Source organism: Actinoplanes sp. NPDC051859 (assembly GCF_044452725.1).
Taxonomy (GTDB): domain Bacteria; phylum Actinomycetota; class Actinomycetes; order Mycobacteriales; family Micromonosporaceae; genus Actinoplanes.
The window spans coordinates 247,756-272,403 of sequence record NZ_JBITBX010000005.1 but is presented as its reverse complement, the minus strand read 5'-3'; the positions used below and the strand labels follow the sequence as shown (position 1 = coordinate 272,403).

Annotated in this window: 19 protein-coding genes; 12 read left to right on the top strand and 7 right to left on the bottom strand. The window is 71.3% G+C overall.

From position 1 onward, the window contains the following. The first annotated feature begins 157 nt into the window (after positions 1 to 157). Complete coding sequence (gene gndA, locus ACIA1L_RS15200) at positions 158 to 1,591, top strand: NADP-dependent phosphogluconate dehydrogenase (RefSeq protein WP_396073296.1); 1,434 nt, start codon at positions 158 to 160, stop codon at positions 1,589 to 1,591. 3 nt (positions 1,592 to 1,594) lie between these two features. Here gndA and ACIA1L_RS15195 read toward each other — a convergent pair whose 3' ends face one another. Then, positions 1,595 to 3,922, bottom strand: coding sequence for a putative bifunctional diguanylate cyclase/phosphodiesterase (locus ACIA1L_RS15195; RefSeq protein ID WP_396073295.1), 2,328 nt, complete (start codon positions 3,920 to 3,922; stop codon positions 1,595 to 1,597). A gap of 179 nt (positions 3,923 to 4,101) precedes the next feature. On the opposite strand from ACIA1L_RS15195, the gene ACIA1L_RS15190 reads away from it, so the two are divergent. Further along, entirely contained in the window at positions 4,102 to 6,438 is a 2,337-nt protein-coding gene (locus ACIA1L_RS15190; protein ID WP_396073294.1) for a histidine kinase, read from the top strand. Continuing rightward, positions 6,438 to 7,091, top strand: coding sequence for a response regulator (locus ACIA1L_RS15185; protein ID WP_396073620.1), 654 nt, complete (start codon positions 6,438 to 6,440; stop codon positions 7,089 to 7,091). The genes ACIA1L_RS15190 and ACIA1L_RS15185 overlap by 1 nt, the downstream gene beginning before the upstream one ends. Positions 7,092 to 7,095: 4 nt before the next feature. Here ACIA1L_RS15185 and ACIA1L_RS15180 read toward each other — a convergent pair whose 3' ends face one another. Together ACIA1L_RS15180 and pgm are read right to left on the bottom strand one after the other, a co-directional pair. Beyond that, positions 7,096 to 9,414, bottom strand: coding sequence for a fibronectin type III domain-containing protein (locus ACIA1L_RS15180; RefSeq protein ID WP_396073293.1), 2,319 nt, complete (start codon positions 9,412 to 9,414; stop codon positions 7,096 to 7,098). Positions 9,415 to 9,490: 76 nt separating this feature from the next. Then, positions 9,491 to 11,134, bottom strand: a complete 1,644-nt coding sequence (gene pgm / locus ACIA1L_RS15175) for a phosphoglucomutase (alpha-D-glucose-1,6-bisphosphate-dependent) (protein WP_396073292.1) — start codon at positions 11,132 to 11,134, stop codon at positions 9,491 to 9,493. Between the two features lie 114 nt (positions 11,135 to 11,248). On the opposite strand from pgm, the gene ACIA1L_RS15170 reads away from it, so the two are divergent. From ACIA1L_RS15170 to ACIA1L_RS15160, 3 genes are read left to right on the top strand one after another with little or no spacing between them, the layout of a single operon-like run. Continuing rightward, entirely contained in the window at positions 11,249 to 12,934 is a 1,686-nt protein-coding gene (locus tag ACIA1L_RS15170) for a copper resistance CopC/CopD family protein (protein ID WP_396073291.1), read from the top strand. A 41-nt stretch (positions 12,935 to 12,975) separates the two neighbouring features. Continuing rightward, positions 12,976 to 13,317: an STAS domain-containing protein gene (locus tag ACIA1L_RS15165; RefSeq protein ID WP_396073290.1), complete on the top strand. Its 342-nt coding sequence runs from the start codon at positions 12,976 to 12,978 to the stop codon at positions 13,315 to 13,317. Positions 13,318 to 13,337: 20 nt separating this feature from the next. After that, positions 13,338 to 14,123, top strand: a complete 786-nt coding sequence (locus tag ACIA1L_RS15160; protein WP_396073288.1) for a YaaA family protein — start codon at positions 13,338 to 13,340, stop codon at positions 14,121 to 14,123. Positions 14,124 to 14,126: 3 nt separating this feature from the next. Here ACIA1L_RS15160 and ACIA1L_RS15155 read toward each other — a convergent pair whose 3' ends face one another. Then, on the bottom strand, positions 14,127 to 14,729 hold the full coding sequence (locus ACIA1L_RS15155) for an FKBP-type peptidyl-prolyl cis-trans isomerase (protein WP_396073286.1): 603 nt from the start codon (positions 14,727 to 14,729) through the stop codon (positions 14,127 to 14,129). 402 nt (positions 14,730 to 15,131) lie between these two features. Here ACIA1L_RS15155 and ACIA1L_RS15150 point away from each other — a divergent pair, with 402 nt between their 5' ends. The 4 genes from ACIA1L_RS15150 to ACIA1L_RS15135 all read left to right on the top strand — a co-directional run bounded on the left by ACIA1L_RS15150 (position 15,132) and on the right by ACIA1L_RS15135 (position 21,275). Next, on the top strand, positions 15,132 to 15,971 hold the full coding sequence (locus ACIA1L_RS15150; RefSeq protein ID WP_396073284.1) for a hypothetical protein: 840 nt from the start codon (positions 15,132 to 15,134) through the stop codon (positions 15,969 to 15,971). Positions 15,972 to 16,028: 57 nt separating this feature from the next. Then, a complete protein-coding gene (locus tag ACIA1L_RS15145) occupies positions 16,029 to 18,812 on the top strand; it encodes an efflux RND transporter permease subunit (RefSeq protein ID WP_396073283.1) in 2,784 nt (927 codons plus the stop codon). Between the two features lie 76 nt (positions 18,813 to 18,888). Beyond that, positions 18,889 to 20,379, top strand: a complete 1,491-nt coding sequence (locus ACIA1L_RS15140; RefSeq protein WP_396073282.1) for an SDR family NAD(P)-dependent oxidoreductase — start codon at positions 18,889 to 18,891, stop codon at positions 20,377 to 20,379. A 23-nt stretch (positions 20,380 to 20,402) separates the two neighbouring features. Next, the gene (locus tag ACIA1L_RS15135) at positions 20,403 to 21,275 is read left to right on the top strand and encodes a GNAT family N-acetyltransferase (protein ID WP_396073281.1); all 873 of its coding nucleotides are present in this window, start codon (positions 20,403 to 20,405) and stop codon (positions 21,273 to 21,275) included. Between the two features lie 11 nt (positions 21,276 to 21,286). Here ACIA1L_RS15135 and ACIA1L_RS15130 read toward each other — a convergent pair whose 3' ends face one another. Further along, positions 21,287 to 21,859, bottom strand: coding sequence for a TetR family transcriptional regulator (locus ACIA1L_RS15130; protein ID WP_396073280.1), 573 nt, complete (start codon positions 21,857 to 21,859; stop codon positions 21,287 to 21,289). 61 nt (positions 21,860 to 21,920) lie between these two features. On the opposite strand from ACIA1L_RS15130, the gene ACIA1L_RS15125 reads away from it, so the two are divergent. Both ACIA1L_RS15125 and ACIA1L_RS15120 read left to right on the top strand, forming a co-directional pair. Continuing rightward, positions 21,921 to 22,466 (top strand): TetR/AcrR family transcriptional regulator, encoded by a 546-nt coding sequence (locus ACIA1L_RS15125; protein WP_396073279.1) that lies wholly within the window; start codon positions 21,921 to 21,923, stop codon positions 22,464 to 22,466. Then, positions 22,467 to 23,132 carry a lysophospholipid acyltransferase family protein gene (locus tag ACIA1L_RS15120; RefSeq protein ID WP_396073278.1) on the top strand — a complete coding sequence of 222 codons (666 nt, stop codon included), beginning with the start codon at positions 22,467 to 22,469 and terminating at the stop codon, positions 23,130 to 23,132. 160 nt (positions 23,133 to 23,292) lie between these two features. On the opposite strand, the gene ACIA1L_RS15115 is transcribed toward ACIA1L_RS15120, so the two are convergent. Beyond that, on the bottom strand, positions 23,293 to 24,249 hold the full coding sequence (locus ACIA1L_RS15115) for a TIGR03885 family FMN-dependent LLM class oxidoreductase (RefSeq protein WP_396073277.1): 957 nt from the start codon (positions 24,247 to 24,249) through the stop codon (positions 23,293 to 23,295). A 33-nt stretch (positions 24,250 to 24,282) separates the two neighbouring features. Next, positions 24,283 to 24,504 carry a hypothetical protein gene (locus ACIA1L_RS15110; protein ID WP_396073276.1) on the bottom strand — a complete coding sequence of 74 codons (222 nt, stop codon included), beginning with the start codon at positions 24,502 to 24,504 and terminating at the stop codon, positions 24,283 to 24,285. Positions 24,505 to 24,648: the final 144 nt, after the last annotated feature.

Here is a 24,648-nt window from a genome sequence, read left to right as displayed (position 1 = left end):
CGTCCGTTTCCTGCCAGGCTGCGAGCCGTGCCCGACCGCAGAATGAGGCTTCCTCGCGACTGGTCGAACCCTGGTCGTGGTGAATCCGTAACAATAAGCGCAACGGCTTGCGACGGACGGGGAGTCAGCCCGCCTCTCGCGTGGAGGAAGGACGTTCATGACGGAAAAGGCCCAAATCGGGGTAACCGGCCTGGCGGTGATGGGCCGCAACCTGGCCCGAAACTTTGCCCGCCACGGGCACCGGGTCGCCGTGCACAACCGCAGCTACGGGCGGACCAAGGACCTCGTCGAGGAGTTCGGCCACGAGGGCACGTTCCTGCCCGCGGAGCGCGCCGAGGACTTCGTGGCGAGCCTGGAGCGGCCGCGCCGCGTGGTGATCATGGTGAAGGCCGGCACACCGACCGACGCGGTGATCGAAGAGTTCGCGCCGCTCCTGGAGCCGGGCGACATGATCATCGACGCCGGCAACGCGCATTTCGCGGACACCCGCCGGCGGGAAGCCGCGCTCAAGGAGCAGGGCTTGCACTTCGTCGGCGCCGGGGTGTCCGGCGGCGAGGAGGGCGCGCTGCACGGTCCCAGCATCATGCCCGGCGGCTCGAAGGAATCCTACGAGTCGCTCGGCCCGCTGCTGGAGGACATTGCCGCCAAGGTCGACGGCGAGCCCTGCTGCGTCCACGTCGGCCCGGACGGCGCCGGCCACTTCGTGAAGATGGTGCACAACGGCATCGAGTACGCCGACATGCAGCTCATCGCCGAGGCGTACGACCTGCTCCGGCAGGCAGGCGGGCACACGCCGGCGCAGATCGCGGACGTGTTCGGCGACTGGAATTCCGGCCGGCTGGGCTCGTACCTGATCGAGATCACCGCCGAAGTGCTCAAGCAGGTCGACGCCGAGACCGGCAAGCCCTTCGTCGATGTCGTCGTGGACCAGGCGGAGCAGAAGGGCACGGGCCGCTGGACCGTCCAGTCCGCACTGGACCTGGGCGTACCGGTCAGCGGCATCGCCGAGGCTGTCTTCGCCCGCGCCCTCTCCGGCGGTGCGGACGTCCGCAAGGCCGCGGCGGGCAAGCTGCCCGGCCCGACGGCCAGCACCGGTGCGGGCGGGTCGGACCTGCAGGCCGATGTGGAACAAGCGCTCTTCGCGTCCAAGATTGTCGCGTACGCGCAGGGCTTCCAGCAGATCCAGGCCGCCAGCACCGAATACGGCTGGGACATCGACCCCGGCGCGATGGCCAAGATCTGGCGGGACGGCTGCATCATCCGGGCCAAGTTCCTCGACCACATCAAGCAGGCGTACGACAAGCAGGCCGGCCTGCAGACGCTGCTGGTGGACGACTATTTCCTGGATGCGGTCAGTGGCGCCCAGGCCGCGTGGCGCCGGGTCGTGGCGCTCGCCGCGGAGCAGGGCATTCCCGCGCCGGGCTTCGCCTCCGCGCTGGCCTACTACGACGGTCTGCGGGCGCAGCGGCTTCCCGCGGCGTTGATTCAGGGACAGCGCGACTTCTTCGGTGCGCACACGTACCACCGGGTCGACAAGGACGGCGCGTTCCACACCATGTGGGGCGCGGACCGCAACGAGGTCTCCGCCTAGGCCTCAGACCGTGACGGACGTGGTGGCGGTCCCGAGCATCAGGGCCGCCATCTCGCCCGGCGGTAACGGCTTCGCCATGTGGTATCCCTGGCCCAGGCGGTAGCCCATCTGCCGCAGCCGGTCCAGCTGGTCGGCGCTCTCGATGCCCTCGGCAACGGCGTACAGGTCGAGGTTGTCGGCGAGCTGCGCGACGGCTGCCGCCACGGCGAGCCGGCCGCGGTCTTCGCCGTCGCAGATGCCGTCCACGAAGGACTTGTCGAGTTTGAGCACATCCACCGGGAACGCCCGGAGCAGGCTGAGGCTCGACTGGCCGGTACCGAAGTCGTCGAGGGCGAGTTTGACGCCGAGGGCGTGCAGCGCTTCCAGGGTGCCGCGGACCTGACGGCCGTCGAGCACGGACGACTCGGTCACTTCCAGCACGAGGTTCGCCGGCAGTAGGCCGGTCTCCCCCAGCACCGCGGCGACCTCGTCGACGAATCCCGGGTCGCGCAACTGCCGGGCGGCCACGTTGACGTTGATCGAGCTGATCGCCGCGGTGCCGTGTGCGGCCTGCCAGGCGGCAAGCTGGCGGCACGCCTCCCGCAGCACCCAGCCCCCGAGCGGCAGGATCAGGCCGGAGCGCTCGGCGACCGGCACGAACTCGCTCGGCGGAACGTTGCCGCGGGTGGGGTGGTTCCACCGGACCAGGGCCTCGGCACCGGCCATCCGCCCGGTGACGATGTCGAAGACGGGCTGGTACATCAGGTACAGCTCGTGCCGGATGATCGCGTTGTGCAGCTCGCTGCCGAGCCGGGCCAGGTTGACCACTTCCTGGCGCATCCGCGGTTCGAAGCGGGCCCACGACGCTTTGCCTGCGGCCTTGGCCTCGTGCAGGGCGATGTCAGCGTTGCGCAGCACCTCCTCGGCGCTGTCACCTTGACCAGCCAGGGCCACACCGATGCTGGCGTGTGCGAGCAGCTGGTGCTCACCCACCCGGAACGGCACGGTCAGTGCGGCCAGCACCCCGGCCGCGATCTCCTCGGCCGCTTCGGGGTCCTCGGTGTCCAGCAGGACGGCAAATTCGTCCGCACCCAGCCGCGCCGGCAGGTGGGTCTCCGCGCTGCCCTGCCGCAGCCGCTGCGCGACCTCGCAGAGCAGCTGGTCGCCGGTCGCGTGGCCCATGGTGTCGTTGACAGTCTTGAAGTCGTCGATGTCGATCATCAGGACGCTGGCGTCCCGGTGCGCCGTCAGCCGCTCGGCGAGCGCCGCCTGGAAGCGGGCCCGGTTGGCGAGACCCGTCAGCGAGTCGTGCATCGCCAGGTGTTCGAGCTCGGCCTGCTGGCGGCGGACGCCCTCCAGGATCAGGTCGCCGGCACGCCGGCCCAGCAGCTGCCGGGCGACCACGAAGGCGGCGATCAGGACCGCGCCGACGATGACCACCCGCTGGCCGGAATTCAACTGCCGCGCCGACATGGTGATCACCAGAGCGGTCGTCGCGACCACCGCCGCGATCGGCAGCACGTTCGTGAAGCTGCGCCGGGGCGGGCCGGTCGGTGCACCGCCGGGCCGAGCCAACACCACCTGCTGCCGGTACGCCGCCAGCGCCATTGCCGCACCGATCGCCGGCACGGACAGCACCGATAGCCAGAGCCGGCCGGTCTCACCGCCCACGATCAGCAGCACTGACACCACCACGCCGGTAAACGGCGGCACAGCGAGGATGCGCAACGCCATCGGATCGACGACGCTGGCCGGGCTCATCGCGGCGCGGCCGATCACCACCAGCGCGACGAGGCCACCAACACCGACGATCGCGGCGCCGTACTGGGTGAAGGCGCCGAGTCCGGGCGGGGCGAGCTGAAGGACGACGTACCAGAAGAAGAGCGCACCCGCGACGGCGACGGTCGCGCCGTCCAGCATGAGTTGCGCCCAGCGCAGAGCCGACCGCTTCTGCCGCGGCAACTGCATGAACGCCAGCATCAGCAGCGCCACGCCCAGCAGCAACGGCACAGCGACGTACGGCGAAATTCCGGGCCGGTTGTTCGACAGCCCGAAGCTGACCGCCGCACCGATCCCGACGCAGATCGCGGAGTGCGAGTAGAGCCGCCAGAAGGCGCGAACCGGGCGGGCGACGACGACTGCGCGGCCGATCCGGTGGCAAGCGAAGAACGCCGCGGCCATGGCGATCGGACCGGCGGCGAAGCCGGGCCGGATCGAGCCGTGCGGGTCGCGCACCAGCAGCCACACCAGCACCGCAGCCACCGTTGCGGCGGCGGCCACGAGCGGCAGCGGACCCGGGCGGACCTGCATCCGCGCGTTTCCGGTGCCCAACCGTGTGGCTGGTGACGTCATGCTGAAGTCCGGTTCCTACTCGCCGTGGCCTGATTTCGTGCGAAGGACAAGTCGGCTCCGGGGGCGCGAAGCTGAGCTTTCATCGCACCCGTCGTGCAACCTGAACCTCCGATAGAGATCGCCATCGCACTCCGGGCCGATGCGGGTGGGTGCGCGGGTTACATAGGGTCACAGGCGTCATGGAACGCATCCCGGTTTGGCTCGTACCCGCCGCCCTCGCCCTCTTGCAGCTGATGGGGTGGTTCGGGCGCCCTTTGCAGGGCTATGAACCGGGCTCCGCCGCGGAGACCGCCACCGTGCTGGCAGTCACCGCCGTGACGACGGTCGCGCTGGTGTGGCGGCGGACCGCCCCGCTCGCGGCCACCGCCGTCGTCGTGGCGGCACTCACCCTTGGTAACTGGACGCTGCCGCCAGACTCGTTGGCCGGGAACATGGAGGTTGTCGCCCTCTACAACGTGGCGCTCCGACGGACGCAGCACACCGCGCTCCTGACCGGCCTGGGCATCATCAGCTGGGCCAGCGTCACCCTGAAATTCCGCGGCGACCTCGGCGCCGACTTTCCCTTGACCTGCTCCGTGGTGACGGTCTTCTACGTGACGGTCATCGCGCTCGGCCGGGCCCGGCACCGGCGGCGCGCCGACCAGGACCGGGCAGCCGCCGAGCTGGCCGACGCTGAGGACCGTCGGCTGCGCGCCGCGGACACCGAACGGCACCGGCTGGCCCGCGAACTGCACGATGTGACCGCGCATCACCTGACGTCGATCGTGGTGATCGCGTCCGCGGCGCAACGGATCGGCGCCACCCGACCCGAGCTGGTGGCCGAGGCCCGCGACTTCGCCGCACGGACCGGGCGGGACACGTTGGCCGCCCTCCAGCGCCTCGTCGCGCTCCTGCAACGCCCCGACGAGCGGCCGATCGCCACCCCGCGCCTGGAAGAGCTGGCCGAAGGTTTTCGCCGGCTCGGCCAGCGGGTCACGGTGACCTCAGCGGCGACGCCGGCCCCGGCAGCCGCCGAGGCCGCGTACGGGATCGCGCGGGAGGCTTTGACCAATACGCTGCGCTACGCCCCGGGCAGCACGGTGGCCGTCGCGCTCGACGAGGCGCCGGACGGGGTCCAGCTGACCGTGACCGACGACGGCCCCGCGGCCAGCGACAAGAAGTCGGCAGCGAGCCGGCTCGGATCGGGCCGCGGCATGACCGGGATGCGCGAGCGCGCCGAGGCCCTCGGCGGCACCTTCGAAGCCGGACCACGCGACGATCGAGGCTGGCGGGTACGCGCGATCCTGCCCCAGCTGCCCGGCCCGCACGCCGGCTCCCGGCGCCCGGACGCCGAGCGGATCATGGACGCGACGGTGCTCCTGCTGGCCCTGATCGTCCCGACCCTCACCCTGCTGCTGGTGCTCAGCGAGCCGGGCCACGGCATGGGCTGGCTGGCGCCGTCGGCACTGACGCTGGTCGCGCACGCGGTGCCCCTGGTGTGGCGGCGCGACCGGCCGTGGATCGTGCTGGCAGTCGTCTGCGTCACCACCTGGGCCTGGCCGGCGCTGGTCGGCTTCGGCGTGGTGCCGCTGGAGTTCGGGGCGATCGGGCTCACCGGGTTGGGCGTGGAGATCCTGGCGGTGCACGCGGTCGCCCGCTACGGCCGGGACTCGGTGCTGACCTGGCTGTCGATGGTCGCCGTCGTGTTCAACTCCTGCCCGGCCTTCGCGGTCCTCATCCTCGTCGACCCGCCGCAGGACATGGCCGAGGACTCGGCGGGATCCCTGCTGATCCTCACGTCGGCGACCTGCGCGGTCACGCTGTGCCCGCTGCTGCTCGCCTCCTGGTTGAGCGGGTTCGTGCTGCGCCGCCGCCGGGACCGGGAACGAGCCCGGCAGCATCACGCGGTGGCCGTCGCCACCGCCTGGGCGCACGCCGAGGCACACGCCGAACGGGCGAGGGTCGCCGCCGGGCTGCGCGCCGCGGTGCTGCGGGACACCGAGCGGGTCGCCGACGCCGCCGACCGCGGCGATCTGGACGAGGTGCTGAACTCGGCGCGGGCCGCTCTCGACGGCATGCGGGGCCTGCTCAACGACCTGCGGGAGGTGCCTGCCGGCGAGTCCGCTGCCGGCGCTCGCGCGCCGCAGCCGACCATCGCATCGGTGCCCGCCCTGGTCGAACGCTGGCGGGCCAACGGCCGGGAGGTGGCGGTCGAGATCACCGGCGCGGACCGTACGCTGAGCCCGGACGTGGACCTGTCCGCCTACCGCGTGATCGAGTTGCTGCTGGCCGGGGACACCGGCCCGGTGAGCGTCAGCGTGGATCTGTCCGGCGACGGCGTGCGGATCGCCGTCACACCGATGCCAGCCGACCCCGGGGGCGAGGTCGCGGCCGGCCTGCAGGCCCGGCTGACGGCGGTCGGCGGTTCGCTGGGCACGACCTCCGCCGGCGACCCGGAAATTCGGCTCCCGGCCGGTCCGCCCGTGGTGGGCGCGGCCCCCGACGAGGAAGAGGTGGCGTCATCGCAACGCGCGTGATGGTCGTCGACGACCAGCTCATGGTCCGCGCCGGAATCGCGGCCATCGTCGACGCCGAGCCCGACATGGAGATCGCCGGTGAGGCCGGCGACGGCACGGCGGCCCTGGAGGTCGCCGCCCGGGTACGCCCCGACGTCGTCCTGATGGACATCCGCATGCCGGGCATGGACGGGCTGACCGCCACCAGCCTGCTCACCGCCGCGCCGGAGCCGCCCCGGGTGCTGGTGCTCACCACCTTCCACCAGGACGCGTACGTCTACGAGGCACTGAAGGCGGGCGCCTCCGGGTTCGTGCTGAAGGACACCGAGCCGGCCGACCTGTTGGCGGCCATCCGGGTGGTGGCAAGCGGCGAGGCGATGCTGAGCCCCGCCGTGACCCGCCGTTTGATCGACGCCTTTGCCGGCGGCACGGTGGTGCCCGCGACGACGGAGGACCAGCGGGTGACCGGGCTGACCCCCCGGGAACGCGAGGTGCTGGTCAGCATCGCCCGCGGCCTGTCGAACGCCGAGATCGGCGCTGCGCTGGGCATCACTACGGGCACGGTGAAGGCGCACGTCAACGCTCTGCTGGCCAAGCTCGGCGTTCGCGACCGGGTGCAGGCGACGATCGTCGCCTACGACCTCGGCCTGGTCCGGCCCCAGGCGCGCCCCTAGACGCTCAGCGCAGGACGAGCACGATCACCCGACGGTTCTCGGCGCGGCTCTCCCGGGAGCCGCCGACGACGACCGGTCGCTGCGGGCCGTACCCGCGGGTGGTGTAGGTGACATCGGCGCCGGCGGCGCGCAGGGCGGCACAGACCGTGCGGGAGCGGGCCCGGGACAGGGCGTACTCGTGGCTGAGGTCCGCGCCGTAGTCGGTGTAGCCCTCGCACCGGATCGCCGAAGCCTGGGCCAACGCGGGGACGAGCAGGCGCACCTGGCGCCGGCCTTCGGCGGTGAGCACGGCCGAGTCGAACTCGAACAGGCCGTTGCCGGAGAGCACGCCGGCCTGTCGGGGCGCCAGCGGGCGACCGGCGAGCCGGGTGATGGGGTAGGTCAGCTGGTTGTTGTAGGCGCGGTACCGCGCTTTCGTGAACGCGCGCTTCCCCTTGTAGCTCTCGGGCCGGGCGGGTACGGCCACTTCAGCCGCGCGGGCGCTCACGGGCACCGGGTCCGCGAACCACGTGCGGGTCTCGATGGTCACGGCCTCGCTGGCCGGGCCGGCGCCCGCGGCGTTGACGGCTCGGACCAGCACCCGATAGGGGCGCCCGCCGAGCAGGTCGGTCAGGGTGGCCGAGCGGGTCACCCCGCCCCGGGTCGGCAAGGTCTGCCAGCCGTCCGACCCGGTCCAGGCCGCCTCATAACGCGTGATCGGTGATCCGTTGTCGTTCGGCCGCCCGAAGCTCAACGCGAGGGAGTCGTCGCTTCCGGTGCCGGTCAGCTCGATCGGAGCGTCTGGCGGCAGCAACTGCGGCTCGTCCGGCGGCGTCGTCGGCGGCGTCGTGGTGGGCGGCGCGGTCGTCGGCGGCGGGGTGGTCGGCGCTGGTGTGGACGGCGCCGGAGTGGTCGGGGTAGGCGTCGGTGTGACCACCGGCGGGGCGTTCGGCGTGACCGGCGCGCTGGTCGACGACGCGCCGGGTCCGGCGCTGTTGCGGGCGCGGACCTGCACGCTGTACTGGCTGCCGGCGGTCAGGGCTACCGACGCGTCGTACACCGGGCCACCGGAGTAGTTCAGCGCGGTCCAGGTGCTGCCGCCGTTGGTGCTGAACTCGTATCCGGTGATCGCAGCACCGCCGTCGTCGACAGGTGCCCGGAACTGCAGGGCGGCATACCCGGGGCCGGGCACCGCGGTCAGGTTGACGGGTGCGTCCGGCACGTCGGGCACGAGGCTCAGGACGGCGTTCCAGCTCTCCGAGGAGAAGTAGATGTTGGAGGTGCCACGCACCGCGATCCCGGTGATCTCGCCGAAGGCCAGCGAGGTGGCCACGCCGGTCGTGATGGTCGACGAGTAGGCGCCCGTGCCGGCGAAGATGAGCAACTGGCCGGTGCCCGACGTCGGGTCGGTGATCTTCATGGCGCGCCGGGCGCCGTCATCCGCCAGGTAGAGGTCGCCCGCGGTGTCGACGGCCATCTGCTGGACATCACCCAGCGACGATGCGGAGGCGAGGCCGTTCGCCGGCGTGCCGCCCGCACCGATGGTGCCCGCCACCAGGGACAGGGTGCTGGCGTTCTGGTCGAGCAGGAGCACAGCGTTCGAGTCGCCGATGTAGACGTTGCCGGCGGCGTCCACGGCGAGAGATTTGATGTTGGCGAAGGTGCTTGTCATCGCGTCACCCACCGTGGGGGCGCCGTTGGCACCGGAGCCCGCGATGACGGTGAGCGTGCCGTTGACGACCTTGAATACCTGCTCGCTGGTGGCACCGTAGATCGCGCCGTCCGCGCCGACGGCCACTTCGAGGGGCTCGATGGCGGTGCTCAATGCCGCACCCCCGGAGACGATCGGCGTCCAACTCTGGGAGCTGCCGCTGCCCACCACGAAGTGCAGCACGCCCGCGGTGTCGACCTTGAGGATTCGGCGGGCACCGTAGTCGGCGATGTAGACGTTGCCCGCCTGGTCGGTCGTGATCGACTCGGGCGACGACAGCTCGGTCGACGTGGCGAGCGCGCCGTCGGTCGGCTGGCCGGAGTTGCCGATCTGACCGGCCAGCACCGTCAGGTTGCCATCGGCGTCGATCTTGTCGACGACGTACTCGTAGCCGGCGGAGACGAAGACGTTGCCCGCGTTGTCAGCGGCGATCTGGCTCGCGTAGTAGAAACCGGAACTCAGCGCAGGCCCGGGAACGGTGGAGTAGTTGCCGTCACCGGCGATCACCACGGCGTTGCGCGTGTTGAGCGGCCCCGCTGCGGCGACGGTCGGCACCATCGTGGTGGCGGCGACCATGCCGACCACTAGTAGTCCCAGACCGCCGCACCGCGCCGAAATGTTTCGTTTCTCCATGACGCCCTCCCCGTCGAGTCAGACGTCAGCGTAGGGAGGTTCGCCCTGCTCCGAGCCCGAACCGGGAGATCCGGCATCAGCCCCGCAGTGCGGCAGAAACCACGGCCCGAGCCTCCTCCTGGATGCGGGCGAGGGCTTCCGGGCCGCGGAACGACTCGGCGTAGATCTTGTAGACGTCCTCGGTGCCGGAGGGACGCGCGGCGAACCAGCCGGACTCCGTGGTCACCTTGAGGCCACCGATCGGCGCGTCGTTGCCCGGCGCCGTGGTCAGCACGGCGGTGATCGGCTCCCCGGCCAACTCACGGGCGGAAACCTGGGCTGGGGAAAGCTTGGCGAGAACCGCTTTCTCGTCGCGGGTCGCGGCGGCGTCAATCCTCGCGTACGCGGGCGCGCCGAACTTCTCCGTCAGGTCCGCATAGTGCTGGCTGGGCGTCCGCCCGGTGCTCGCGAGGATCTCGGCGGCGAGCAGGTCGAGCAGAATGCCGTCCTTGTCGGTGCTCCACGGGCTGCCGTCGCGGCGCAGGAAGGACGCTCCCGCGCTTTCCTCGCCGCCGAAGCCGACCGAGCCGTCGAGCAGGCCGGGCACGAACCACTTGAAGCCCACCGGCACCTCGTCGAGCTTGCGTCCCAGGTCGGCCGCCACCCGGTCGATCATCGACGACGAGACCAGGGTCTTGCCGATCGCGGCAGCCGACGGCCAGTCCGTGCGCACCTGGAACAAGTAGGAGATCGCGACGGCGAGGTAGTGGTTGGGGTTCATCAGGCCGCCGTCCGGGGTGACGATGCCATGCCGGTCGGCGTCCGCATCGTTGCCGGTGGCGAGCTGGAACTTGTCCTTCTGCGCGATCAGCGAGGCCATCGCGTACCGCGACGAGCAGTCCATCCGGATCTTGCCGTCCCAGTCCAGCGTCATGAACCGGAAGGTCGGGTCGACGTCGGGGTTGACCACGGTCAGGTCGAGGCCGTACCGGGCGCCGATCTCGCCCCAGTAGGCGACGCTCGCACCGCCGAGGGGGTCGGCGCCGATCCGTACGCCCGCAGCGCGGATGGCCGCCATGTCGATGACCGAGCCGAGATCGTCGACGTACGCGGAAAGGTAGTCATAGCCGGACACCAGCGCCGACGTCCGGGCGCGCGCGGCCGGCATGCGGCGGACCTCTTTGAGTCCGCCGGCGATCAGCACGTTGGCGCGGTCCTGGATCCACCTGGTGGCATCGGTGTCGGCCGGGCCACCGTGCGGCGGGTTGTACTTGAAGCCGCCGTCGTCCGGCGGGTTGTGCGACGGGGTGACCACCACACCGTCGGCGAGCCCGTCCGTCCGCCCGCGGTTGTGGGTGAGGATCGCGTGCGACAGCGCGGGCGTCGGGGTGTAGCCGTCCCGGCTGTCGATCAGCACGATGACGTCATTGGCGGCGAAGACCTCGAGGGCGGAGATCAGCGCGGGCTCGCTCAGCGCATGGGTGTCACGGCCCAGAAACAGCGGGCCGTCCGTGCCCTGCGCCTTGCGGTATTCGACGATGGCCTGGCTGGTAGCCACGATGTGGTCCTCGTTGAAGGCCGCCCGCAGGCTGGAGCCGCGGTGCCCGGAGGTGCCGAACGCGACCCGCTCCCCCACGACCTCCGGATCCGGGTGCTCGGTGTAGTAGCGCGAGATCACCCGGGGTACGTCGATGGTGTCGCGGGAGTCGGCGGGGGTGCCGGCGCGGGGGTGCACTGTCATCGAGGGCCTCCTTGGGCGGGCGCGTGCCCGGATCGTATCGATGCTGCCGTACCCGATCGTCCGGATCGGTAAGCGGGATTGAACCTTTCACCGCCCGGATCCGAACTAGCTGACGTGACTCGGGTTCGAGCGGCTGGGGGGCCGCGGGCGGTACGCGCCTTCATTCTGCTCGTCGTCGCGCTCGCCACCCTGGTGCTGCTTCCTCCGGCGCCGGCGAACGCGCACGCGGCGCTGGTCGGCGCGAGCCCCGAACCGGGCTCGGTGATCGACACACCGCCGTCGGAGATCGTCGTGCGGTTCACCGAGCCGGTGGCGCCGGTGACGGCCCGGATCCAGGTGCTCGCGCCGGACGGCAAACGCATCACCGGCACCGTCTCGGTGAACGGCCCCGAGCTGCGCATCCAGGTCCGCCGGGCCGGCCAACCACTGGGCACGTACCTGGTCAGTTACCGGGTCGTCTCGGCGGACAGCCACCCGATCGGCGGCGCCATGACCTTCTCGGTGGGCGCGCCATCGGCGCGACCGGCCGAGGGCGACCCCACCGGCGTGCATCCGTCGGTCGCGGTCGCCGGTCCCACCGTCAAATTCGTCGGGTACGCCGGCCTGACCCTGATCGTCGGTCCGGTCCTCTTCCTCGCCCTGTTGTGGCCCCGGCGCGCAGCGTCCCGACGTGGCCCGATCCGACTGGTCCGCACCGGCCTGGTAGCCACCGCCGGGGCGACGCTCGGGGCGCTGTGGACCCAGGCCCCGGCCAGCAGCGGCGCGCCCTGGTGGGACGTCTCAGTCACCGAGTTGTCGGACGTGCTCGGCAGCCCGTACGGGGTGATCCTGCTCGCCCGCCTGGCCGTGCTGGCCGTGCTGGCCGCCCTGCTGCCGCCGATCCTGCACGGCAAGCGCGACCGGGTGCGGGACGCAGCAGTGTTGATCCTCGGTCTCGCCGGGCTGACGACGTGGCCGCTGACCGGCCACGCCGTGGAGTCGCCGCTGCGGGCCGCGATCGTCGTTGCCGACGTGGTGCACATGGCGGCGATGGCGGTCTGGCTGGGCGGCCTGGTGACTCTCGCGGTCTTCCTGCTGCGCCAGGCACACCCGCGGGTGCTCGGCCGGATCCTGCCGGTCTGGTCGCGGTGGGCCGCGCTGGCCGTCGTCTGGCTGATCGGCGCCGGGATCGTGCAGTCGGTGGTGCAGCTCGGCTCGGTCGGCGCGCTGTGGAACACCGGTTACGGCCGGCTGTTGCTCGGCAAGGCCGCGATTCTGGCCGGTGTGCTCGCGATGGCGGCGGTGGCGCGGCGCTTCGTCCTGCGCGCGCAGGTCACGTCGACCGGCGCCGGGCCGTTGCGCCGTACGGTCGGCATCGAGGTTGCCGCGACCGTCGTGATCCTCGGGCTCAGCGCCGTGCTGGCGCAGACGACGCCGGGTCGCAGTGTGGGTACCGAACGCACGGCCAGCACCGAGAAGGGCGTCTCGCAGACGCTCACCTCGAACCTGTTCACGCTGCAGTACTCGGTCTATCCCGTGGAGCTGGGCGAGTTCAACACCGTGCACGGCTTCACCTACACGCCCGAGGGCAAGCCGCTGCCCGCCCAGGAGTGGACCGTGACGACCCGCCTGCAGGGCCAGGACCTCGAGCCGATCACCGCGCCGATGCTTCCGCTGCACCCCCGCAACGACGCCCTCGGCTCGTTGACCTTCCCGCTGCCCGGCACCTACGAGGTCACGTTCACCGTGCGGACCACGGAGATCGACCAGGCTACGGTGAAAACGACGATCACGGTTCCGCAGGTTCCGCGCCGGCCCTGAGTGGGCATCGAGAAGTCTCCGTCGATGCGAGGAGACCGATCGTGCACGTGTCCGTCATCGGCAACCCGGACGACACCGTCGTCGTCACTGTCCGTGGCAACCTGGACGTCGACACCGCCCCGGTCCTGCGTACCACCCTCGATCAGGTGCTCGACGGGCCGCTGCCCCGAGTCGTGGTCGACCTGTCCGGCGTCGAGTTCTGCGACTCGACCGGGCTGAGCGCGTTCGTGGTGGGCCACCGCCGGGCGGCTGCCCTGGGCGGCTGGCTGCGGCTGGCCGCGCCGGGCGAATGGCTGCACGGCCTGCTGCGCACTGTGGGCTTGGTCCCCGTCCTCGACGTCTACTCCAGCGTGGCGGACGCCCTCACCGAACCGCCCGCGTGAACCGCTTGTAACCTCGCGGCGTGCTCATCCTGCTCCCGCCCTCCGAAGGAAAGACCGCTCCTACCGCCGGAGAACCGGTCGACCTGACCACGCTGTGGCTGCCCAAGCTCGCCGCCGCTCGGCGCCGGGTGCTGAGCAAACTGGTCGCGCTGAGCCGGCGGCGCAGTGCCCGCGCGGTCGCCGAATCGCTGGAGGTTCTCGGGCTCAGCGCCGGTCAGCGCGCCGAGCTCGACCGCAACGCCGCACTGTTGACCGCGCCGGCTGCGCCCGCCGCCGAGGTCTACACCGGCGTGCTGTACGAGGCTCTCGACCTGCCCACGCTCGCCGGGCCGGCCCGGACCTGGGTGGATGAGCGGGCCGTCGTCTTCTCCGGCCTGTGGGGTGCCGTCCGGCTGACCGACCGGATTCCCGCGTACCGGTGCGCGGCGGGGGTAACGCTGCCGGTCGTCGGCGGGCTGACGCCGTACTGGAAGCCGGCGCTGACGAAGCACCTCCCGGACGTGGGCCCGGTGCTGGATCTGCGCTCGGGCGCGTACGCCGCGATGGCCGCACCGGGGCCGCGGTCGGTGGCCCTGCGGGTGCTGCACGAGCGGATCGTCGACGGGGTGCCGCGCCGGGCGGTGGTCAGCCACTTCAACAAGGCGACGAAGGGGCGGCTGGTGCGCTCGCTGGCAGTCGAGGGTGTGGCACCGCAGTCGGTGGACGAGCTGCTGGATGCGCTGCGTGACCTCAGATACACGCTCGAGGAGCGGCCCGTCGCGGCGGGCCGCCCCCGGCAGGCGGACGTCATCGTCCGCGAGTTGTGACGGCTACTGGGCGGCCAGCACGTCGACGATGAACCGCAGGTCACCGGCGGGACGGCCACCGCTGGCCTGCTCGCCGTAAGCGAGGTCGGCGGGAATGTCGAGCTGCACCCGGCTGCCCACCGGAATGCCGACCAGGCCCTGGTCCCAGCCCTTGATGAGCTGGCCGACACCGACCGGGAACTCGGCGGGCTGGCCGCGGTCCCAGGACGAGTCGAACTGCTTGCCGTCCTTGTAGGTGATGCCGACGTAGTTGGCCTGGATCGTCTGCCCGGCGGTGAGCTTCGGGCCCTTGCCGGTGATCAGCGACGTGACGACGAGTTTGGTGACGTCCCCCTCGCCGGCCTTGATGTCCGGCTTCTGCTGCAGCGCCGGGTCGAGCTCGCCCTGCGGGGCCGCGGCGCTGGGAGCCGGCGCACCGGCAGCCGGCGCCGTGGTGGTGGTCGCGGCGCCCGCCTTGGCGTCCGTCTTGTCGTCCGTCTTGTCGTCGTCCGACATCTTGATGCCGACGAAGATCGCGACGAGTAGGGCGATCACGGCGACGCCGGCAAGGGCGCCCGTGAGCGCCTGGCCGCGACCCTTACCGGCCTTCTGGTCCTGAACAACCATCTGCTCTGACTACTCCTCGTCGGATCGGACCGCGCTTGGCCCTGCTCGGTGGGGACGCGCGGGAGACTTCGGTCACCGTACTCGCCTCGGCCGCTCGGACGGCGCCGACCTCCGCCGAACCGCCGACCCGGGTGATCAACAAAACGGTTGGTTACTCAATTCGCTCTTCTCCGTCACTCACTGAAGGTGAGACGGTGTACCACTCAGCCAGAGAATGCATCTGTACCAGGGACTACCGCGCCCGTGAACGACCGGGAGGGTTCGGTGCCGGACGACGACCGTTCGACAGGTCGCCAGCCACAGCCCGAGGGACACTCCAGGAAGCCGGGACCTCGTCGCCGGCCGCCGGCCGCCCCTCGGGCCGGATACGGCTATCGCACCGCCGGGCGCCGGAGCGCCGCCGTGCCCGCCGAGCTCCTCGAGGACCGGCCGCGGCGACTCAGCGAGATCCTCATGCCCGCCTCGGTGATCCTGGCCGGGGTCCTGATCGTGGTGGCCTTCGGCTTCATCATCAGCAACACCTCCCGCAACGACGACCAGGCGACCCTGCCCGTGCAACCGCCCGCGCTCGCCGACGTGCCGCTCAACCCGCCGGACCAGTTCCCCATCCCGCTGCCCAGCGCCTCCGACAGCCCGTCACCGAGCCCGACGCCCAGCAAGCCGAGCGCGGCACCGTCGACGAGCAAGCCGTTCCCCGGCTCGGTGTCGATCGCCCGTACCGCCATTCCGGCCGTCGTCAACCTGGCCGCCGAGGGCACCCGCGACTGGGTGCACTGGGGTGAGCAGGGCACTTTCTCCCTCGAACGCAAGGCAGAAGGCGACTTCGCCATCCTCGAGGGCGCACCGACCGCCCCCCGCTTCCGGCACGGCTTCAGCACCCAGCGGTACGCCTGGAGCGGCGGCTCGCCGATCAGCAACTCCGACGGCACGCCCACCGGGATCCGCACCTGCGGCAAGGGCAACGGCTTCACCATTTCCGCCCCGGCGAGCTCGACGGCGAGCACGCTGAAGGTCTACGTCGGCGCCCTGGCCGGGCGCGGCACCTTGACCGCAAAGCTGTCCACCGGCGGCCCGGTCGCCACCGCCAGCTTCGAGGAACGGGGCAACAACCTGGCCACGGTCGCGTTCGTCGTGACGTACCGGGCGCCGAAAAACGGCAAGATCAACCTGAGCTGGGTCACGGACGACTCGTTCGATTCCGATTGTGGTGGCGTTGCGCTGGAGGCTGCGACGCTGCGCTGAGCCCGTACGTCTGGCTCAGGGTAAGGGGGACCTTTGTTCGCCGGGTGGGGTTCTTTCGTGTCCCGGTTCCGCTGGGCCGTGCTGCTGGTGACCGTCGCCGCGGTCGCCGGTGCGGGCGTGTGGGGCTTCGGCGTGTTCGGCCAGCTCTCCGAGGGCGGTTACACCGACCCGGGTAGCGAATCCAGCCAGGCCGCCGACGTGGCCGCCGCCGAGCTGGGCAGCGAGGGCGCCGACGTCGTCGTGATCTATCGGCCCGCGAAGGGCACGATCGACGACGCGGCGCTGAGCGCGCGCATCCAGGAACGGCTGGGCGCGTTGCCGAAGTCGGTGGTGACCGAGGTGGGCGGCTACTGGCATGGCAAGGCGGCCCAGTTCGCCGCGGCCGACCGCAAGAGTGCGGTGGCCGTCCTCACCCTGGCCGGTGACGACGACGGCGAGAAGCTGGAGTCGTACCGGGAGATCGACGACAAACTGACCGTTGCCGGCGCCACCGCTCAGCTCACCGGCGAGGCACCCCTGAACGACGCCGCGTCGGGGCGCTCGACCCGGGACCTGGCCTTCGCCGAGGCGATCTCGCTACCGGTCGTGCTCATCCTGCTGCTGTTCATCTTCGGCTCGCTCGTCGCCGCATCGCTGCCGGTGCTGGTCGGCGGCTGTGCGGTCCTCGGCTCGCTGGGCGTGCTGCACGCCGTCGCCAACAGCCACGACGTCAACTCGTTCGCGGTTAACGTGGCGAGCCTGCTGGGGCTCGGCATGGCGATCGACTACGGGCTGTTCATGGTGGGACGGTTCCGGGAGGAGCAGGCCTCCGGGCGTACGCCCGCCGAAGCGGTCATCCGGACCGTCGCCACCGCCGGACGCACCGTGGTGTTCTCCGCGTCGCTGCTGATGATCGCGCTGGCCGGGCTCCTGCTGTTCCCGCAGGGCTTCCTCAAGTCGCTGGCCTACGGTGGCCTTGCGGCCGTGGCGCTCGCGGCCCTGCTGTCCCTCACGCTGCTGCCCGCACTGCTGGCCGTCCTGGGTCCCCGGGTCGACAAACTCCCCGTACGCCTGCCCCGTCGCACCAACCGCAAGCCTGAAGGCTCCGGCTGGACGGCGCTCGCCCGGTTCGTCCTGCGACGCCCGGTGCTGGTGGCGTTGCCCATCCTGGCGGGGCTGCTGATCCTCGCCGTACCGATCAAGGGCGTGCAGTTCGGCGAGAGCGACGAGCGGGTCCTCCCGGAGGGCGACGCGGCCCGGGTTGCGGTCGAGACGCTGAAGGCCGACTATCCCGCGCTGAGCAGCTCCGGGATCCAGATCGTCGTGCTGGGCGGCAACGGACCGCCGAAGGGCCTGGAGCCGTTCGCGCAGGCCCTCGACAAGATCCCCGGCATCGCGGCAGCCACCCCGGCGGGCGCGGGAGGCAAGGCAGTCACCTACGTCGCCACCCTGCGCGGCTCCGACCCGTTCAGCCAACAGGCCCGTACGGCCGTGGAGAAGATCCGCGCCCTGCCCGCCCCGGCCGGCACGAAGGTGTTTGTCGGCGGCACCACGGCCCGCAGTGTCGATAGCATCTCGGCGACCGCCGAGCGGCTGCCGCTGATGGTCGGCCTGCTCGTCGGCGCCACGCTGATCCTGATGTTCCTCGCGTTCGGCTCGATCCTGCTGCCGGTCAAGGCGGTGCTGATGAGCGCCCTGAGCCTCGGCGCGACCTTCGGCATCCTCGTCTGGATCTTCCAGGACGGCCACGGTGCGAGCCTGCTGCAGATCACTCCGGCGCCCCTCGAGGTGGGCATCGTGGTGCTGATGGCGGCGGTCGTGTTCGGCCTCTCCACCGACTACGAGGTTTTCCTGCTGTCCCGCATGGTGGAGGCCCGCACTCGCGGGGCCAGCACGGCCGAGGCGGTGAGCACCGGCCTGTCCCGGACCGGCCGGGTGATCAGCGCGGCGGCGATCCTGCTCATCGTGGTGACCGGCGCCTTCGCGCTGTCCACCGTGACGACCATGCGCTTCGTCGGCGTCGGCATGATCGTCGCGCTGTTCCTGGACGCGACGGTCGTCCGGATGCTGCTGGTCCCGGCAGTGCTCCGGCTCATGGGCGACGCCGCATGGTGGGCACCCGGCCCGCTGCGACGTCTGCAGCAGCGCGCCGGCCTCGCGGAATACGAGCACGAGGACGCCGGCGACGCAGGTGTGGATGATCAATCAGGTGGCCGGCACGCCGTCCGCGAACCAGCTGGCCTCTACCAGCGGCCCGACTCGCTTGCGGCTGCCGACACGTGGTCAACCTCGCACCTTTCGCCCGCTTCATCCGATTGGGCCAGCTCGCCCACGTCCGCTTGGGCCGCCTCGCCGGACTCAGCACGCGACAACGCGCCGCCGCGGGAGGGCTACCGGGCAGCGCCGGAGCCGGCCAGCGCCGGGTGGGCGTCCGAGACGGTTGATACCGGGTGGGCGTCCGAGTCGGCGGATACCGGGTGGGTGTCGGGGGCTGTGGTGCCAGGCTTGCCGGTGGCGGGCTCGGCGCCCGTACCCATGCCTGAACGGATGCCTTTGGCCTTCACCACGCCGGAGGAACCGAGGTCCGAGTTGCCGCGGCGCGCATCTCAGGACAATTACCGCAACGCGCCGCCGAAGAGCGCCCGGCCCGAGCCGCAGGTGTCCACGTCGTCCGGCCCCGCGTTCTTCGGGCCGGTCCGGGCCAGCGCGTCGGTGCCCCGGCACGCGCCAAACACTCCGCCGGTGCCACCCCCGCCGACCCCGCCCGTCTCGGACACCACGAACGATCCGATGGCGATCTACCGGCGACCGCGGGACCTGTCGGAGGCCGAACCGCCCGGCCACCGCGACGCCCGTTCCTGAGCCGCGGCGGCACCGCAGCGGCACGGAAAGTACAGTGCCCTGCGGACGATGGGGTATCTACCGGAACAGGATGAGCATGACCGCGACAGTTGACGAGACCGCCCGGCCCGACGGCCCCGCCGAGTTCCCGGCGCCCGGGATCGACGCCGAACGGCTCGCGCTGTGCCTCGCCGTCATCGCCGAGGCCGAGAAACTGGACGCCGAGCACCCGGACGCGGTCGCCCTGCGCCGGGCCACTGCCGGGTTGTTCAAGGCCGTGAAGCTGCGCCGCCGCAAGGACCGGCGCGACGCCATCCTCGCCAACGACCGGGCGGTGACCGCCGCGACCGCGACCGGCGCCCCCTCGCGGATCGACGACGAAACCGCCGGTCTGCCGCTCAGCACCGCGACCACCGGCCAGGTCGCCGGGTTCCTCAAGCAGGCACGCGGCTGCTACGTCTGCAAACAGCGCTACACCCAGGTCGACGCGTTCTATCACCAGCTCTGCCCGCGGTGTGCCGCCGAGAATCACGCCCGCCGCGACGCCCGCACCGACCTGACCGGGCGCCGGGCGCTGCTGACCGGCGGGCGCGCGAAGATCGGCATGTATATCGCGCTGCGGCTGCTCCGCGACGGAGCGCACACCACGATCACCACGCGGTTCCCCAACGACGCCGTGCGCCGGTTCGCCGCGATGCCGGACAGCGCGGACTGGCTACACCGGCTGCGGGTGGTCGGCATCGACCTGCGCGACCCCGCCCAGGTGGTCGCGCTGGCCGAGTCGGTCGCCGCCCACGGCCCGCTGGACATCCTGATCAACAACGCCGCCCAGACCGTACGCCGCTCGCCCGGCTCCTACTCCGCCCTGGTGGCTGCCGAGTCGGCACCGCTGCCCGGCGGCACCCTGCCGGAGCTGGAGTATCTCGGCGGGCACACCGCGACGGCGCACCCGGACGCGCTGACCGGCGGCGAGCTGGACCACGGCGCGCCCACGTTCAGCGCGCACGCCCTGACGGCACTGGCGCTGACCGGCGGCTCGGCGAGCCCGGCCCGGATCGCCGACTCGTCCGCGGTCGACGCCGGTGGCCTGATGCCGGATCTGGCCGCGACCAACAGTTGGAGCGACCGGGTGCACGAGGTCGATCCGCTCGAGCTGCTCGAAGTGCAGCTGTGCAACGTCACCGCCCCGTTCATCCTGGTCAGCCGGCTGCGCGCGGCGATGACCAGCTCGCCCTTCCCCCGCCGGTACGTCGTGAACGTCTCGGCCATGGAGGGCGTGTTCCAGCGCGGCTACAAGGGCGCCGGGCACCCGCACACCAACATGGCGAAGGCTTCGCTGAACATGCTCACCCGGACCAGCGCGGAGGACATGTTCACCGACGGCATCCTGATGACCAGCGTCGACACCGGCTGGATCACCGACGAGCGGCCGCACCCCACCAAGATGCGGCTCGCCGACGAGGGTTTCCACGCGCCGCTCGACCTGGTGGACGGCGCGGCCCGGGTGTACGACCCGATCGTGCGCGGCGAGCAGGGCGAGGACCTGTACGGCTGCTTTCTCAAGGACTACGCACCGATCGCCTGGTGATCGGCCCGACGTTGGATAATGGCGTGGTGCAGATCACCGCGTTGCGTGAGCCCGAGCCCGGCCCGTCTTCGTACCGGCTGGCCTGGGTGGCTACCGGTGCGGATGGGCACCCGGTCGGGCTCGCCTACCTGAGGGTGCCCACGGCCATGGGCGCCGAGCACCGGGCCGAGGCGGAAATCCAGGTGCACCCGGCTGAGCGTCGCCAGGGCACGGGCAGCGCCCTGCTCGCCGCGGCTGTCGACGCGGCGCGAGGTCTCGGCCGCCGCGCGGTGACTACCGGCCCGGTGACCGGCGACGCGCCGTTCTTGGTCGCGCACGGGTTCCGGCCGGTGCTCAACCTGACGTTCTCGCGGCTGCCGCTGACCGAGGCGGTAGCACCCCGGATGGCGACGCTGGCTGAGGAGTCGCACCCCGGCTATCGACTGCACAGCTGGGAGGGCACGGTCGCGGGCGATCTGGCCCCGACGTTCGCCGCGTCGCGCCGGGCGATGGACGACATGCCGATGGACGAGACGGACGTGGCCGCCGAGGTGTGGGACGTCGAGCGGGTTCGGGCCATCGCCGCCGCCGTGACGAAACGGGGCGACATCCTGTGCACCGTCGCCGCGATGCACGAGGCGGACGGCACGATTGTGGGCTTCTCGGAGTTGGTGGTGCCCGGCGACGGGGTCGGGGACGCCCAGCACTACGGCACCGGGGTGCTGCCGGCACACCGCGGGCAGGGCTTGGCCCGCTGGATGAAGGCGACCGCCGTGCAACACGTCCAGGACGCCCATCCGCGCATCGGCGGCCTGCTCACCGACACCGCGGACAGCAACGTGACGATGCGCCGGATCAACGACTCACTCGGGTACGAGCCCACCCATCGTTCGGTGCTCTGGCAGCTCGATCTGTGAGCCCGGCCGGCTCAGCGGCCGCGGACGGCTGCCACGGCGTCGTCGTACAGATCCTCGATCGAGCCGGTGGCGCCGCCGCGCAGCCACGCTTCGATCGCGACGTCGAGGCAGGCGAGGGCGCTGGAGACGATGGCGGCGGCGCGCGGGTCGGTGTCGCTGCCGGGTGGCACGCCGAGCCTCCGTTCGATGTCCGGCACCAGCATTTCCAGCCATTGCAGGCATTTCTCGACGCGGCGCGCCCGCAACGAGGGAGTCTCGTGCACCATCGCGGCGATCCGGACTGCCTGCGGGCCCGAGGCGTGGGCCAGGCTCTCCAGCGCGGCCCGCAGCGCTTCCCATGGTCCCTCGTCTGGCGGTCGCGCTTCGAGGACCTGGCGCACGGCGCGCCCACGCTCCACGAGGTCGCCCACGACCATGTCCTCTTTGGTGGCGAAGTAGCGAAACAGTGAGCGCCGGGAGACCCCGGCCTCGGCGGCGATCTGGTCCATCGTGGTGGCGTCGAAGCCGTGGTCCAGGAAGAGCTGCATGGCGGTGGCGGCGATATCTGCCTGCACCGCCTGGCGCGTCCGTTCCCGCAGGCTCATGGGGCGATCGTACCGGTGCCGCAGGTAGACACTGTCTACGCACCTCTGGTAGACAGTGTCTATGCCCGATGACCTGCGCGCCCGCCTCGTTGCCGCCGGCGTCGAGCTGCTCGCCGAGCGGGGCACGGACGCGCTGTCCCTGCGGGAGATCGCCCGCCGCGCCGGGGTGTCGCACGGCGCACCGCGCCGCTGGTTTCCCACCCACCGTGATTTGCTCGCCGCGGTGGCCGAGGTCGGTTTCGCCCGGCTGTCGGCCCGGTTCGCGGCACTGCAGCCCTGCGGAGAGCCACGCGCCGACCTGCTGACGCTCGGCCGAAGCTTTCTCCGCTTCGCGCTCGACGAGCGGGGCATGTTCGAGCTGATGTTCCGCCACGAGCTGCTCAGCGGCAACCAATTAGGCCTGCGCGCCACCAGCCGCGAGGTGTTCGCCGACCTCGTCACCCGACTCGGGCGCGACCGCCGCGACGCCGAAGTGGTGGCCGGCGCCTTCTGGGCCACCCTGCACGGCATCGCCCAGCTCCACCTGTGGGGCAGTCTGGCGGCGGCCGGCACCGGCGATGCCGACGCTCTGCTGCGCACCGCCGTCGACGCGTACGTGGAGGATTGAATGCTGGTGCCCCGCCTGGCCCGCGCCGTCTTCGTGCCGGTGACGCATGTCGCCTTCCGTCCGACAGTCGAAGGCCGCGAGCACATTCCCCTCAACGGCGCCGTCATCCTCGCCGCGAACCATCTGTCCTTCCTGGACAGCTTCATCATCCCGCTGATGTCGCCACGGCCGGTGGCATTCCTGGCCAAGCAGGAATACTTCACCCGACGCGGGCTCCGCGGCTGGATCGACCGCACCACACTCACCGCGGTCGGCGCCATCGGCGTGCCCCGCGGCGCGCACCGGGCCGCACAAGAGGCATTGGAAACCGCCCTGCGGGTGCTGAAAGACGGGCAGGCGTTCGGCATTCACCCGGAAGGCAGCCGATCCCGCGACGGCCGGCTCTACCGCGGCCGCACCGGCGTGGCCTGGCTGGCGCTGGCCTCGGGCGCGCCGGTCGTGCCCGTCGCCGTCCTCGGCACCGACCGGGTGCAACCGGTCGGTGCCCGGTTCCCCCGCCCCGGCCGGGTGACGGTCCGCTTCGGCGAACCGCTGCGCTTCTCGCCCCCGACCGGCAGCGCGGCGAAGGCCCGCCGCGACGCGACCGATCAGATCATGGACGCGATCGCGGCGCTGTCCGGCCAGGAGCGGGCTGCGGCCTACAACGAGCTTTCGGGTACGCCCTAGGGTGCGTCTTGCGGCTCATGGCGACGCCGAGCCGAGGTCCAGGTTTCGTCTCGCAAGTGGGCCGGGCGGGCGAATGCCGGTGTTGTATTCGCCCGCCCGGACCGCGCCGCGAGGCGGAAGCTGGGGCCGGCGCAGGCCGTCATGAGCCGCAAGGCGTGCCCTAGCGCACCGCCGGCAGCACCTTTGCCCCGAACGTCTCCACGAATCCGGTCAAGTCCTGCCCCACGTGGTGCAGATAGATCCGGTCGAAGCCCAGCGCCGCATAATCGCGCAGCCACTGCACGTGCCGGTCCAGGTCCGCGGAAATGTTGACGACCTCGCGAACCTTGGCGAGGGGCACATGCTCCGAGATCACGTCAAAGTGCTCGGCCAGCTCCAGGTCCCAGCAGACCGGCGGCGCAAACACGTTGCTGCGCCACTGGTCGTACGCGATCGCCTCCGCCGCGGCCTCGGTCGACGCCCAGCTCAGATGCACCTGCAAACAGACCGGACCCCGCCCACCCGCATCCCGGTACGCATCGATCATCGCCCGCAGGTGCTCCTCGGGCGCATTCACCGTGACCAGGCCGTCCGCCCACTCGGCGCACCAGGCGGCGGTCTTCGTGCTGATCGCCGCCCCGATCAGCGCCGGCGGCGTCTCCGGCCGGGTCCACAGCTTGGCCCGGTCCACCGTGACTAGCCCGTCGTGGCTCACTTCGGCGCCACCCAACAGCTCCCGGATGACGTCAACGCATTCCCGCAGCCGGGCGTTGCGGACCTCCTTGCGCGGCCACGGCCCGCCGGTTACGTGCTCGTTGCTGTACTCGCCGGAGCCCAGCGCCGCCCAGAAGCGGCCGGGAAACATCGCGCCGAGCGTCGCGATCGCTTGCGCGATGATCGCCGGGTGGTACCGCTGGCCGGGCGCGTTCACGATGCCGAACGACAGGTTCGTCGCCTGCATCGCGGCACCGAGCCACGACCAGGCGAAGGCCGACTGGCCCTGCCGCTCGCTCCACGGTGAGAAGTGGTCGGAGCACATCGCCGCATCGAACCCGGCCCGCTCGGCGGCGATGACCGCGGTCAGCAGCTCGGCGGGCGGGATCTGCTCGTGGGAACAGTGGAGGCCGTATTCCGTCATGGCCCGGTTACCTACCCCACCGGACACCGGTGTCTAACCCCGGTAGTCACCCCACCGTCTGACGCGGGCGGCGATGTCGAACTCAAGTCGCTGCTGGCGGTGCTGGTTACACTCACCGATCGTCCGGCGCAGCAGGTCGCCGCCGGGACCAGCAGCGGGTGCCCCCGACGCGGGCCCCGCCACCTCGATGATCTCCAGACCTTCTCGAAAATTCCTGAAGAAAAATCGCCGGGCATTGAACCCGTCCGTATCCACCGAACGGACGATGCCGGAGGATAGCAAGCCCGAACATATTTCTTCCTTAATTCGCGCATACGAATGCGTAAAGAATGCGGCGGGCAATGGCTTTCGGCGACTCGCGCTCTTACCGTCTGGAGGCCAGCTCACAAAGGGGGCCGG

Bases quoted from the DNA above. Each gene is read 5' to 3' on its own strand.
- gndA (WP_396073296.1), top strand. From the start codon at position 158: ATGACGGAAAAGGCCCAAATCGGGGTAACCGGCCTGGCGGTGATGGGC.
- ACIA1L_RS15195 (WP_396073295.1), bottom strand. From the start codon at position 3,922: ATGACGTCACCAGCCACACGGTTGGGCACCGGAAACGCGCGGATGCAG.
- ACIA1L_RS15190 (WP_396073294.1), top strand. From the start codon at position 4,102: ATGGAACGCATCCCGGTTTGGCTCGTACCCGCCGCCCTCGCCCTCTTG.
- ACIA1L_RS15185 (WP_396073620.1), top strand. From the start codon at position 6,438: ATGGTCGTCGACGACCAGCTCATGGTCCGCGCCGGAATCGCGGCCATC.
- ACIA1L_RS15180 (WP_396073293.1), bottom strand. From the start codon at position 9,414: ATGGAGAAACGAAACATTTCGGCGCGGTGCGGCGGTCTGGGACTACTA.
- pgm (WP_396073292.1), bottom strand. From the start codon at position 11,134: ATGACAGTGCACCCCCGCGCCGGCACCCCCGCCGACTCCCGCGACACC.
- ACIA1L_RS15155 (WP_396073286.1), bottom strand. From the start codon at position 14,729: ATGGTTGTTCAGGACCAGAAGGCCGGTAAGGGTCGCGGCCAGGCGCTC.
- ACIA1L_RS15140 (WP_396073282.1), top strand. From the start codon at position 18,889: ATGACCGCGACAGTTGACGAGACCGCCCGGCCCGACGGCCCCGCCGAG.
- ACIA1L_RS15130 (WP_396073280.1), bottom strand. From the start codon at position 21,859: ATGAGCCTGCGGGAACGGACGCGCCAGGCGGTGCAGGCAGATATCGCC.
- ACIA1L_RS15125 (WP_396073279.1), top strand. From the start codon at position 21,921: ATGCCCGATGACCTGCGCGCCCGCCTCGTTGCCGCCGGCGTCGAGCTG.
- ACIA1L_RS15120 (WP_396073278.1), top strand. From the start codon at position 22,467: ATGCTGGTGCCCCGCCTGGCCCGCGCCGTCTTCGTGCCGGTGACGCAT.
- ACIA1L_RS15115 (WP_396073277.1), bottom strand. From the start codon at position 24,249: ATGACGGAATACGGCCTCCACTGTTCCCACGAGCAGATCCCGCCCGCC.